At 55.9% G+C, this 13,049-nt stretch carries 8 protein-coding genes; 2 read left to right on the plus strand and 6 right to left on the minus strand.

Features of this window, described 5'->3' with window-relative positions:
- Positions 1-152 precede the first annotated feature (152 nt).
- A complete protein-coding gene (locus ACFE8Q_RS03870; protein WP_375444038.1) occupies positions 153-1,430 on the plus strand; it encodes an ATP-binding protein in 1,278 nt (425 codons plus the stop codon).
- Between the two features lie 123 nt (positions 1,431-1,553).
- Here the strand turns inward: ACFE8Q_RS03870 and ACFE8Q_RS03875 are convergent, their stop codons facing one another.
- From ACFE8Q_RS03875 to ACFE8Q_RS03885, 3 genes are all read right to left on the minus strand, one after another.
- Positions 1,554-1,949 (minus strand): hypothetical protein, encoded by a 396-nt coding sequence (locus ACFE8Q_RS03875; RefSeq protein ID WP_375444039.1) that lies wholly within the window; start codon positions 1,947-1,949, stop codon positions 1,554-1,556.
- 144 nt (positions 1,950-2,093) lie between these two features.
- Positions 2,094-3,329 (minus strand): sulfite oxidase, encoded by a 1,236-nt coding sequence (locus tag ACFE8Q_RS03880; RefSeq protein ID WP_375444040.1) that lies wholly within the window; start codon positions 3,327-3,329, stop codon positions 2,094-2,096.
- A gap of 80 nt (positions 3,330-3,409) precedes the next feature.
- The gene (locus ACFE8Q_RS03885; RefSeq protein ID WP_375444041.1) at positions 3,410-7,819 is read right to left on the minus strand and encodes a T9SS type A sorting domain-containing protein; all 4,410 of its coding nucleotides are present in this window, start codon (positions 7,817-7,819) and stop codon (positions 3,410-3,412) included.
- A gap of 196 nt (positions 7,820-8,015) precedes the next feature.
- Here ACFE8Q_RS03885 and ACFE8Q_RS03890 point away from each other — a divergent pair, with 196 nt between their 5' ends.
- Positions 8,016-9,467: an OmpA family protein gene (locus ACFE8Q_RS03890; RefSeq protein ID WP_375444042.1), complete on the plus strand. Its 1,452-nt coding sequence runs from the start codon at positions 8,016-8,018 to the stop codon at positions 9,465-9,467.
- A gap of 53 nt (positions 9,468-9,520) precedes the next feature.
- Here the strand turns inward: ACFE8Q_RS03890 and ACFE8Q_RS03895 are convergent, their stop codons facing one another.
- The 3 genes from ACFE8Q_RS03895 to ACFE8Q_RS03905 all read right to left on the minus strand — a co-directional run bounded on the left by ACFE8Q_RS03895 (position 9,521) and on the right by ACFE8Q_RS03905 (position 13,014).
- The gene (locus ACFE8Q_RS03895) at positions 9,521-10,183 is read right to left on the minus strand and encodes an SGNH/GDSL hydrolase family protein (protein WP_375444043.1); all 663 of its coding nucleotides are present in this window, start codon (positions 10,181-10,183) and stop codon (positions 9,521-9,523) included.
- 244 nt (positions 10,184-10,427) lie between these two features.
- Positions 10,428-12,656 carry a M56 family metallopeptidase gene (locus ACFE8Q_RS03900; RefSeq protein WP_375444044.1) on the minus strand — a complete coding sequence of 743 codons (2,229 nt, stop codon included), beginning with the start codon at positions 12,654-12,656 and terminating at the stop codon, positions 10,428-10,430.
- Positions 12,643-13,014 carry a BlaI/MecI/CopY family transcriptional regulator gene (locus tag ACFE8Q_RS03905; RefSeq protein WP_375444045.1) on the minus strand — a complete coding sequence of 124 codons (372 nt, stop codon included), beginning with the start codon at positions 13,012-13,014 and terminating at the stop codon, positions 12,643-12,645. Before ACFE8Q_RS03905 ends, ACFE8Q_RS03900 begins: the two co-directional genes overlap by 14 nt.
- Positions 13,015-13,049: the final 35 nt, after the last annotated feature.

Genomic DNA, 13,049 nt, shown 5'->3' on the forward strand with positions numbered 1-13,049 from the left:
AAGAGCAACGTATAAAGTGGCAGATTTAGCCTGGGTTCCTTACCAAATGCCAAGTGTGTTGAGTACTTTCGCTTATTGCACTACTTAACGGTTCATAAACTATAGTGCGTGCGTTTAGCCGTTTCATTTACAACTATTACACTTTACTATAAATGCCCCACGAAGCACCTGCGCAGGGTACACAGTTGGCGCAACTGGCGACGTTTTTATTTAGCCGACGGGAGGCGATCCTTACCAACTGGCGAACGATTTGTGAAGAAGACGCCAGTCTCAACATTGTAGATGGGTTAACTCGGGAAGAGTTCACCGATCAGGTTCCGTCTATGCTCGACGCGCTGGAAAAGCGCCTTCGGATGGATGCCGAATTGTTATCGCCTTACCAGATTGCCAGAGAACATGGCCTTCACCGATGGCATAAAGGGTACTCGCTTCATGAGATACTTATCGAAATCGCTCACCTTCACGAAAACCTGCTGGCCGAACTTCGCCTGTTCTGGGGACAGTACCCGACTGTAGATAACGACGTGATGCTTACCGCGCATCAACGGCTAAGTGCGCTGATGCACGAAGCTATTGGCGGAAGTATTGCCCAGTACGACGAGTTTCAGAAAGCAGAGGCGATTGAACGGGCCGTGAACCTGCAACGGGCGCTCGATAACGTGAACGAAATGGTACGGCAGCGGGGCGCCATGCTCCGGGTAGCCTCGCATGATCTGCGCAGTAGTTTCAGCGTTATTCAGGGGGCTGCTTCGTTGCTCGATATGCCCGATAATACCGAGCAGGAACGCACCGAAATGCTTCAGATCCTGCACCGTAACTTTCCCCGGCTGGCAACTATGCTCACCGAACTGATGGACCTGGCCCGTCTCGAAGCAGGCCGGGAAGCGTTGCAGATAAAACCGTTCGATGCCGCCGCCCTGCTTCGTAACCTGGTCGACGCCGCCCAGCCAATGGCACAGGAACGCGGGCTATTTCTGCATGGCGATGGCCCCGAGCAGTTGCTCGTCATGGGCGACCCAACCAAGATTGACCGAATTGTGCAGAACCTGTTGACCAACTCCCTGAAAAGCACTACTGAAGGTCAGGTGTCGGTGTCGTGGTCGCGGGAGAATCAGTTTCGGTGGTTACTGAGCATTCAGGATACCGGACCGGGTTTGTCGGCGGGGTCGGCCCTATGGCTGTCCGATCAGCTACGCCCATCCGTTGAATCGGCGGCGGTATTTAGCGAAAACACGCCGGACGGTACGCCTGGGCCTAAGTCGGCCAACGCCATTGGACCGATCTCGGCTCAGGCAGGCGAGGGGGAGGGCATTGGCCTGTACATTGTCAAACGCCTCTGCGAACTGCTCAGCGCCAGCCTGGACGTTGAAACCCGACTCGGCACCGGAACTATCATTCGAATCCGAATTCCTATTCAGTACACGCAGTAAATTGTCATTGTGCTGCGCTGTCATTGGCCTTCGGCGTCATTTGTGGTCATTAATCGCAAAAGCAACGACTGACAATCAATGACGCCGAGGGCTAATGACAGCGCAGCCTAATGACCACCTGAATTATAACGTATACCACTTAACGTTCTGAAGCGGTGCACGGCGACCCTGTGCTTTTGCGGGTACGGGGCCGTAATGGGTGGAGAGGTAGTCGAGCACCGGTTTTTCCGCTTCACCGAGATTCCAGAGCTTGTGGTATTTCTGCATCCAGCGAATGCGCTCGGTCCAGCCTGCACGGGTGAAGCGGTGCTGTATAATCAGTTTGGTTGAATGGCAGGATGTACACTGAGCCTTCACCATCATCAGGTTCGGGTCGGCGATCAGGCCGCTTTCCGGGTCGATCTTTACCGTGTCAGCGGCAATCGTTGGCCGGATACGTTCTGGCTTAGGCACGTCCCGAAAGCTGGCTAAGCTGATGAGCAGCAGGGAAAAGGGAACGGCAAGGTGGAAGAGTTTCATAGTAGATGAGGAGTCAGTTGGCTTTACCCGCAGTCTGGCGTAACCCCCAACCCCCTGAAGGGGGCTAAAGCTTCGCAATGCTATAAAGCAGCGCATTAGTCCCCTTCAGGGGTTGGGGGTTACGCCAGCCTGAAGACAAAATTTCTACACTGCTTTCACAGCAATGCGGTGGCACGCGTTGTTGAGGTAGCCGCCGGGGTTCCACTGTGGAATAACCATCGGCTGAGTAATGCCTGCACTGTCGGTGGCACGTACCCAGACTTCGTAGTACCCGGCTTTGGGAAACGGCACCTCAGCCGTCCACCGTTGCCAGGCCAGTCTGTTTTTGGCGGGTTGCAACGTACCCGGCTGCCAACTTGCTCCAAAATCGATGGATGTCTGGATGCTGGCTACCGACCGGTCACCAGCCCAGGCGTGCCCCCGCAACGATATCGGTTTTTTGGCGTCGAAGATCGCGCCGGTGGCCGGAGCCGTGATGAGCGACTTCACGGGCATCGACTCGATGATGCGGAAGTTTTCGGGCGTTTCGGCGATCTTCTCGCCGGGCTGTACCGGGTGAATCGGTACTTTGTAGCTATGCCCTTCCATTTTGGCTCCGTCGTGAATTTTATTACGTATGGCGATGGTATGCAGCCATTTGCCCGATACTGAGGCAGGCCACCCCCCGATAACCAACCGCAACGGATAGCCGTGGGCCAGCGGAATATCCTGCCCATTCACGGCCCAGGCAATCAGCGTTTCGTCTTCGAGGGCTTTCTTGATGGGTACCCCCCGCGAAATGGCTACTTTGGCCGGGTCGAGGCTCAGGTGCGGGTCTTTTCCGTAATAACCGATATAAACGGCATCACTTTTCAGGCCCGCATCGGCCAGAATATCCTTGAGCCGAACGCCCGTCCATTCCGCGCAACTAACCGCACCCTGATCCCAGGGGTTGCCCGTCGTCTGTGGTTCGAAACCCGACCGTCCATTGCCACCGCATTCCAGCACCAGTTGGTATGTGTGGGGTTTAAACCGTTTTTTCAGCTCGGCAAGCGTGTATGTTTTCGGGGCCTTCACCGATTCGCCGTTGATGGTCAGCGTCCAGGCGTTCGCGTCGGTGGTTGCTTCGGGAATAAGGCCATTGTTGCGAATAAACATTTTGCTGGTTGGCGTTACGGCATCATCCAGCAGGTGAATAGGCGTTTCCACATTCCACGGCTTGTCGCCAAGCACCTTCATATCGGGGCTTTTACCGTCCAGCGGGTTATAATCAAATCCTAGCGGGCGATAATGCCGGGGCATCTTATTGGCAAAAACAACCTCGGCACCAACCAGTGTGGTTAAAGTAGCGAGGGCACTTTTCCGGAGGAACCCCCGCCGGTTATGTACGTCATTTTTCATAGCAGTATGAGTGCTGGCTTGTCATGTGCTCAACTACCTGAAGCCACCCCCCTTCGTAAAACGATGAACATGGCTTTTTCTCATTGTTTCATCACTTTAAATGTAGTTCGCCGGTCGTCAGCTTCTACGATCAACACGTATATACCGGCCGCATAGCCGCTCAGATCCAGGTCGTGGCCCAGTTCGCTGAGCAGGCCGGGCGTATGGGTTTGCAGCGTTCGCCCGGTGACATCGGTAAGGCGAATGGTAACAGCGCGGGGTGTTGGCAATGTCCCCTCCAGCCGAATTCGTCCCAGCGTTGGATTCGGCATCACCCGAATCGAAACGGGTAGTGCCGGGTCGATCGCCAGCGGGTCGGTGGTGGTCAGCACAACCTGCCCGGATACACGTCCGTTGCCGCATTGCAGGTTGAAAATACCCAGCAGCGTGTAGGTCGTCGTGGCGTCGGGACGTACCTGATACAGAAACGGCGATGTATTGATTACCGTCGTTTCAAAGCCGTAGATGCTGTTGTTGAGCGATACCGACCAGGGTCCTGTGTTGTTGGCCGTGATAATGATGGGCACCAACTGCCCGCGTAACAGGCTGGTACTGCCCGAAATACTCGCCTGCAAGCCAGGATGAATGGTCAGGAACGTACCTGAAGCCGCACCCAGTAATTCGGGATTCGTGGCCCCGACACGTACCCGATACCCGGTGCCGGCCTGTATATCGGCGGGGAGTGGTGCCGATAAGGTCGTATGGTCCAGGGCCTGGGTGGTCAGCGGGCGGTAATTCTGCCCCGTACTGTCGGAGAGGTAGATAGTAAACCGGTTGTCGGTCGCAAACTGGCCTTTCAGCGTGAGGCCCACCCGGATAGTGCCGCCCTGGCAAATGGCTGTTATGCCGCCCTGCGGCCCTATCGAAGCTACCCGGACTTCATGCGTTAAAGGGGGTAATACTGTCACAGATACAACGCCGCCCGACTGGCCCGTTCCGCATACATTGGCCACCCGGGCAATCTGGTAAGTTGTATTTTGCTGGGGCGAAAAGGTGAGCACGTTGTCGTTATCAAACAGCGTTTGTGTAATGCCGTTGGTCAGCGTCATCGACACCGGCAGATAACCCGTCAGCACCCGAATACCTACCGACACGGTCTGATCGCTATACTGCACACTGTTTCCGCCCGCAATCACGACGGTGGGCCGATCGCCGATGGTAATGCTCGGGAACGCGTCGTAGGGCGGAAGGGTGGGCGGCAACGAGACCGACACCTGATACGTACCTAGCGCCAGCGAACTGTCGATGGGTATGGTCAGCCTGTCGACCTGTTTGGGCGATTCGCCTATCCGGGTACGTACTCCGGCGGCGTTGGTCAGGTAAATAGTAAACCGGGTATCAGCCGAAAAATCGCCCGCAATTTCATAGGTAAGCGTGATCTGATCGGAACCCCGGCAAAACTGGGTTTTATTCACCGCCAGCGACCGAAGGCCCGGCCGGTACGAAATACGCACGGCACCGGTTCCCGTACCAAATCCACAATAGGCGTCGTACACTCCCGAAATACTGTACGAAGCCGGAATTGTACTGGTGGCATACAGTGGCACAGACGCAGGTACGTTGTCTATGCTGCTATACGGCTGGTCGTTGATCCGGTAGCTATAGCGGGTTGGCAGCAGCGTAGCCGTAGGGTCGTTGGGGCTGGTTAATTGCACCGTCAGGCTCGACTGTTTGGCGTCGAGCACCACCGCCGTCTGGTTGTTGGGGGGAGTTAGTTGCAGTCGTGGCAGGCGATATGTTCGGAAACTGGTTGTGGTGGGCAGGCTGTAAAACTGGTCGTTACCTACCGTCGATAAGATACGAACGCTATAAAACGTAACCGCCGATAGTGAGGTGGGCAAGCTCGCCGTCAGCCGGTTGTCGGTCAGGCGGGCGGGTATGGTTTGCGCGACATTTCCGTTCAGCAGAACCTGGAGTGCGTGAGTTGCCTGCGCCGGCATGTCGCCCTGCACAATCAGGTGCGCCTCCAGCGAATCGCCCTCGCAGTAGGTTCGTTTCAGAAGCAGAGGTTGCATACTAAACGGCTGTACACGTACAGTAACGGTACCCGTTCCGGCCGCCGTACCGCAACTATTCTGTACCGAGCGAATGGTGTAGGTGGTGGTCTGTGTAGGCCGCACAGGTACGTCGGTGCCAATGGCGTTGAACGAAATAACCTGCCCATCAGAGAGTATAACCCGCGTGGGTGTTGCCACACTGTTGCCTCCCGAGAGAAGGCGCAACTGCGCCGTTTCGCCGGGGCGAATAACGGTTTCGGTGTTGCCTGTTCCGGCTGCCGACAGCCGAACCAGTTGGGCAGCATCCAGGTACGTAAACGCCCGGGCCGCGCTTTGCCAGACCACCGTTCCCGAAGCCGGGCTGCTGACTACCCGCAACTGAAGCCGGTTGTAAACGGTAAACCCGGCCGGAATGGTCACGGTAAGGGGGCTACCGGTGCCACTGGCCAGGTACTTTCCCCGAAACAGGCCGTCATCGTCCATAAGTTCAACGCGGTAATTTGCTACGGTGCCAATGTCGCCCGCTGCTGCGAATGCGACAGATATCGTCGAGCCGGCGCAAAGCAAATCGGGAACAGGCCGCATAAATAAACCGGCAGTATCGCTGCGTACCTGCACCGGCGCCGTGCCTTGTGCCACGCCGACACCGCAACTATTCTGCACCGATACCACCCGGAACGTACCTGACTGGCTGGCGAGAGCTTCGAGCAGGACAGTGCTGGCTTTTTGGCCAAAACTAAGTTCACTACGGACGGTCATGCGGGTTCCATCGGAAAGAAGCACGTCGGTAAAAGGCGTGTGACTTACCAGTTGAGCGGGTAGTGACACCACCTGGGGGCGGGTTACGGTCAACGGCGTTTCCCGGAGTGCTAGTTGCGGTTTATCAGCTACGGCCAGCGGCTTTTCGTAAGCGTTTCCAAACCGGCCACCTCCCCCCAACTGGGTATAAAACCACCCCGCTCCCAGCGATCCCGACGCGTTATAAGCCCCGTTGGTGAGGTAATCGGCGGGCAGCGAACGGGCCACCGCCGTAAGAATCCCTGTACCTGGCCGACTGCCTGCTACAACCTGTTGTACTGTGAAATCGATCAACGCGCCGCTCAACTGACTGGTATTGAGCGACGTGCCACCTCGAAAACTGTAGCTTCCCGCGTCGGTAGAGAGTGTTTCATTGGTTGAAAAGTACACCTGAACCGGCTGCCCCGCGCAGATCGACAGGCTCGATAACGAGTCGATTCGGTAGCCAGTCTGAACCGTTACCGTTGCACTGCCACTACCCGCTTCGGGTCCGTACAGTCCGCAACTGGAACTGATTGACCGAACGGTGTAGGTCGTGGTTTGGGTGGGGCGAACGGGCAGCAGGCGCTCCCCATCCTGATCCAGTGTCGACAGCGTACTTACGGTGCCATCGCTGAGTGTGACAACGCCACTGCCCAGTCCGGTTACGGTAGCCGTCAACTGGCCCACCTGCCCAAAGCCGACCGACGTAGTACCCGACAGCCGGACACTGGGCGCACGCCGCAGGATGAGCTGGCTGGCCGCATCACCCAGCGCGTTGCGGTAATAAGCAGAGATATTGGCCCCGTCGGAGTATAACCGGAGCTGGTATGCCCCACTCGTTGCTACACTCGCAGGCACCTGGATGCGCAACGGGCTGGTGTTACCGGTGGCGGTAATCGTATAGGCAGCGGCCTGGGGCGTCAGGGGCAGGAGGTCTACTTTGAAAGTCGTATTAGCGGGCAACGGCCGGTCGGTCGAGAAGAAAATGTCGAGCGATTTGCCCGCACAAGGCTCTGTCGTCGAGAGTCGGGTAACCAGTAGCCCCCCCGACCGTACCGTGGCACTAACGGTTCCGCTGGCTCTACCGGTGCCGCACCGGTTTGTGACGGAGGTAAGTTGATACGTCCTGCTTTGGTCAGGATACAAGGGCAGGATCGCCTGATTCAGGTCGTCTATGTCGTGGGTAGAACCGTCGGCGAAGCCTACTGAGTATGGCCCTCCTCCCGTCAACGTCACAGGTACGTTGAGTGGGTCGCCAGGGTTAATCGAAGCATTGGCGGCAACGGGTTGTTGCAACGTAGCCGAGGGGATACCGTTGAAAATCAACAGCACATCGTTACTAACGGCAATGGGTCTCGTCCCTACGACATGAATCGCGTATTCAAAGGGGGTCGGCGCCAGGGTGGATGGAATCTGGATCACTGAACCATTCGGCTGTATATTTTCAGTAGCCGTGGCCACTACCTGCTGAAACTGATTGACAATCTCGATTCGGAAGGTGTTGCCCGCCTCAAAAGCGCTATTGACGGTAAAGCTGATGGGGATAGTGGCACCTGCACAGAGTGTTTGCGGAATGCTACCCAACTGAATGCGTTGGCCAATAAGCCATTGGGGAGCTAACCAGATAAGGAGAAAGAGCCAACTAGACAAGCTCCTTTTCAGACGTTGATTCACAGGAGTGGGTAGTATAAGAAAGGCGAAAATTAGCTGTTTAAGCTTACAACCCGGTTTGCGTCGGCAAACAATACATCGTACTACTTACTTTACGAGCTATGTCTGATGATCTTCTTTTATGAAATTGTTATTTATCTCTAAGTTATTGCATTTTTTCATTTATACTGTACTCATTTAGTACAAAAATTCAGTCTCAATGGCAGTTAACCTACTCGAAATGGCTAAAGGTTATTTAACCGATGCCGTAATCAGCCGCGTAAGTGGTTCGTTGAATGAAAGCCCCGAAGGAGTTCAGAAAGCTCTGACGGGCGCGTTGCCTGTTTTTCTGGGTGGCCTGATTTCCCGCAGCAGCAGCCCCGATGGCCCCAGTATGCTGACCGGCCTGATTCAACAGTTTATGACTGGCGATTCAGGAACAGCCGCGGCAACCGTTGCCAATCAGAATGACCCTGACACCCTGATGAGCAAAGGCAGTGGCCTGCTCAGTTCAGTTTTCGGTTCCGGGTCGAGCCTCATCACCGGTGCGCTCTCGCAATATGCAGGCGTAAAATCATCGTCAGCTTCCGGGCTGATGGGCATGGCCGGGTCAATCATAACGGGCCTCTTGGGGCAGCAGTTGATGAGCGGAGGCAATGGTATAAATGCCGGTAGTCTGTTGAGTCTGCTGGGCAGTCAGCGCGAGGCGGTGGCATCAGCCATGCCGTCGGGCTTGTCGGCACTGATGGGTAATATACCGGGTATGGGTGCTCTGGGTGGTGTGTTGGGCGGCCTGTCGGGTGCGGCTGGTTCGGCCGTAACTGGTGCAACCGGAGCAATGGGGTCAGCCCTGGCCGGTGCCACAGGCGCTGCTTCATCGAGGTTGGGTGGTGGTAATACAGCACGCACCGCAACCCCCGCCTACACGACCGATGCAACTAAAGAGCCTAAAGGCTTTAATTTCTGGCCGTGGCTGCTGGCTGCGCTGGCGGCTGGTCTGTTATTTTATTTTATGCGCGGATGTGGCGATAAAACAGATTCCGCTACCATCTCAACCACCAACGATACCACGTCGGCGTCGGTACAGGATGCCACGGCCAACCTGGATTCGACCGCTACGACTGCCGGTGCTATGGTCGATTCGGCGAGTAGCTCTATGGCTGCCGCCGTCGACAGTGCGGGTGCTATGCTGGCCAACGCAACGGCGTTGCTGGGTGCGTTTGGTGCCAGGAAACTACCCGATGGCGTTGAATTGAATATCCCCGCCAATGGCATCGAAAATAAACTGATTGCCTTCATCGAAGACCAGTCGAAGGTGGTTGACAAGACGACCTGGTTCAACTTCGACCGGCTTCTATACGAAACGGGCAGTGCAAAACTGAAGCCTGAATCGCGCGAACAATTGCAGAATATCGCCGCAATTCTGAAAGCCTATCCGGCGGTAAATCTGAAAGTTGGTGGGTATACAGATAACACAGGCAACGCAGCAGCCAACAAAAAACTGTCGCAAAGCCGCGCTGAAGCAGCCGTGACAGAACTCGTTCGCCTTGGGGTTAACCAGAGTCGTCTGGAAGCCGAGGGATATGGGCAGGAGCACCCCGTTGCCTCGAACAAGACCGAAGAAGGCCGTGCCCAAAACCGCCGCACCGCCGTTCGGGTAACGAAAAAATAAGCTGATAAGTAAGGGCGACCACGACCGATTCGGCCAGGGGTCGCCCCTACTTATCAACGTTTTTCAATCGCTGCCATCATTTGGTCCGCGACAAATTGATTGCCGGCTTCGTTAAGGTGTACCCGGTCGGTGGTCAGAATACCCCGGTCTTTATTGGTCGGGTTATTCTGAAGATTATAGTCGATAAACGCTTTTCGCAGGTCGACGAGAGGCAGGTTCTGTTTGGTGGCCAGCTCGCGGATCATCGTGCTATAGGCGTTGAGGTCGCCGTCCTGTTCGTTTGAGTTGTCGGTCCGTTCGCCAATGACAGCGGGCGTACACAGGATCACTTTACTGCCGCCCGCCTGTATTTTGCGGATCAGGGCTTCATAGAACTTCACGAATTTAGGGGCGTCGGTTCCGGTGCCGCTGCTGCTTTTGTGCCACACATCGTTGACGCCGATGTAAATCACCACCACGTCGGGTTTCAGGGCCAGCACATCGTCTTCCAGGCGCAGGTACAGGTCATACACCTTGTTGCCGCCAATGCCTTTTCCAATCAATTCGTAATCGGCGGCGCGGTTTTGTTTGGCCAGCATCTCCTGCATTTTAACGATGTAGCCACCTGGCTTAACGCCCGCTTCGGTGATGGAATCGCCGAAGAAGATGACACGCGTTGGTTTGGTAGGGGCGGTAAACGCCAGTAAAAGAGGCAATAACAGGAATAAAGGTTTCATCAGTAGAGGTTGATAGGTAGGGATAGCCCGCTATGGGCTACCCCTGACATGCCAGCGATTTACTGGTAAAACAGCCTGGCCAGATTGAACTACTTGTTTGCCGATCCCCTCTGACGTGGCTAAACGCACCAAAAGGAAGCTACCTCCTCTTTGCAGGCCATATACGGTAAGTACACACAGTACAGGTCGAAATCCCTTCCATAGGCACATGTTCGGTTGGAAATGCACCGCCCGGCAGGCTCGCTTACTGCCGTACTTTCGGGGCTACTGCTGGTTTTGGCGCAATAGCCGGTACCACAGCGGGACTTGGTGCGGCGGGCGATGGGGGAACTGCCTTCACCGCTGGTCGTGGCGCTCTCGGCGCGCTGGCTGGCCGTGGTAGAGGGGCAGGGCGAGGTGGGCGAGGTGGGCGAGGTGGTCGGGTCGGCCGGTCTTCTGCACTCAGACGCTTCAGTGATTCTTCTGCCTGGTGAATCGCTTCGTCAGCCTGTTTTTCGGCTTGTTCAGCGAACTGCTCCGACAGGGCACCCATCTGTTCCGACAGCGCATTGGTTGGCTCGTATAACTTCTCGATTGAATCGGCAAGCACTTCCATCCGTTGCTGATACGGTTCCAGGCGCGCGTTCAATGGCTCCAGTTTGGTGTCGAGCTTTTCCAGTTGCGCGTCCAACTCATCCATCTGCTTCTCCAGTTGGTCAGCCTGTGCTTCTTTCTGCTGGAGCAACGCCTTTGCTTTCGCCGAATTCTGCCGGGACAGCGTTTGAGTTTCCCGCTGCAACGCGAGCATTTTCGCGGCCAGTGCCCGTTGCTGCTTCGCCAACTGGCCAATCTGACCCCTGTATGGGTTTAACTGCTTCTGATAATCGCCGTTTTTTGCTGCCAGTTCAGCCATTTCCCTCGTTAGCCTCTCGGCCATTGGCTGGCGTTCGGCCATCAACTCCTTCATTTGTTTGGTGAGCAGCTCAAGTTGCTGCTGAACCGCCCGAAGCCGGGAGGTGTCACCCCTAGTGCTGGAATTGCCTTGCGGACTTGCATATTGAGCTACAAGGTTGATCGATCTACCGTTCACCTTTATGGAATCAATAATCTCTGGCTTAATCGTCGTATCGGGAAGAGCGGGCTTGCCATCAACTCTGGTATTCGAATAGTCAATCCGGGCCATTCCTTCGCTGAGTGCTTTCATACCCGCATCGAAGGCTACGTTCTTCTCGATAATTGTGAGCAAAATGTCGTGGCTTGGTTGTTTCACCACATCCAGCGAAAGCTGTCCGGCCATAACCAGATCGAGTTGGCGTTGCAGGCTGGCCACGCGGGCAGTGGTGAGTTTCTGGCCCTTCCAGATAACGTACCCAATGCGGCGACTGTCGATCATACCGTATTCACTGTCGATGCTCACCGTATGCCGCCGGGTTACTTTAGGCCAGCTAGCCCGAACAGGCGTTGGCTGGTCAACGGGCTGAATGGCATAGACAGACACACTGATCAACAGCATGGTAATCAGCGTCAGACCCACCAAATTGCCGTTCGATACCAGGGGACTTGTGGGAACGCCCAGCATGCGCCGAACGCGCTGGAGCAGTAATTGCCGTTTGCTGGCGAAGGCCACGGCCAGGGTTGGCGCGGTTGCCATGTCACGCTGCCATTCTTCCACACGAGCCAGTGCACGAGCCAATATGCGGGCATCGCCGATGACGGAAACGGCCAGATCGTCGCAGCAATGTTCGCGCTCTTCCCGTATCCGTGCCGATAGCCACCACAACGCCGGATGGAAGAAATACAGCGCTTCCACGGTCGATTGCAGCACATTGAAGAGGTAGTCATGTCGTTGAATATGGGCCAGTTCATGGGCCAGAATAGCGTCTACATCGCCCGCGCTCAGGCCTGCCAGCAGGCCAACCGGCCATAGAACCACCGGTTTCAATATGCCCACAACGAGCGGGCCTGTTAGTTGTGATGTTACCTGTATACGGGCAGCGATGTTCATTTTTCGGGAAATTCGGGCCGTACCGTCCACTAGCAGGGCTGGAACGGGCAGCGTAGCCATGTGTTGTAGGCGTTGCACGTAGGCCAAGCCACCGATAAGCCTGATTCCAAAAACACTAACCCCAAGGAGCCACACCCAAACGACTTCAGACAGGTGTGTAGTCAGGAATGCCTGCATGGCCATCAGCCACGAGTCGTTGGCAGTGCTGAGCAACGGTGCAGGTACGTTGCCGAGCGAATGCGCTACCCTGACCGGACCAGCCACCGAACGCGGATCGTAGTACCAGGCGAACGTACCCAGCGAAGCCAGCACCTGTATGAACAGGCCACTCATGCCAATCCGGTAACGCAGAGCGGCCCGGCTCCGGCGCGCAACGTGCAACAACACGGCGATGGCCAATACCACCGCAAAGCCCTGCCAGAGGGCGTGAATCAGCGTCCAGCCGAGGGCTTCGGCCGTGGGGCTGCTGAGCCAGTTAGTCAGCATCATGTTCCAGGTTATTTAGCAGTTTCTTGATTTCGTCCAGTTCATCGGCACTGGCTCTGTGCCGCCCCAGCACTTGCATGACCAGTTGCGAGGCCGACCCCCGAAACGTAGTTTCCAGAAAGCGGTCGATCATCGTTTGCCGGGCCTCCTGTTCACCCAGTGCCGCCGTATACACGTGCGATTTGGCTTCTTCAGAGCGGGTCAACAGCCCTTTTTCGTGCATAATCTGCATCAGCTTCAGCGTGGTCGTGTAGCCAATCTCACGTTGCTGACTCAGCTCGTCGTTCACTTGCCGTACCGTGCGCGGGCCTTGTTTCCAAAGCACATGCAGGATCTCTAATTCGGAGTCGGTTGGTCGCATAATTTATCTACGAATAATTTCGTAGTAAACCTATA

The organism is uncultured Fibrella sp., from assembly GCF_964250085.1.
Taxonomy (GTDB): domain Bacteria; phylum Bacteroidota; class Bacteroidia; order Cytophagales; family Spirosomataceae; genus Fibrella.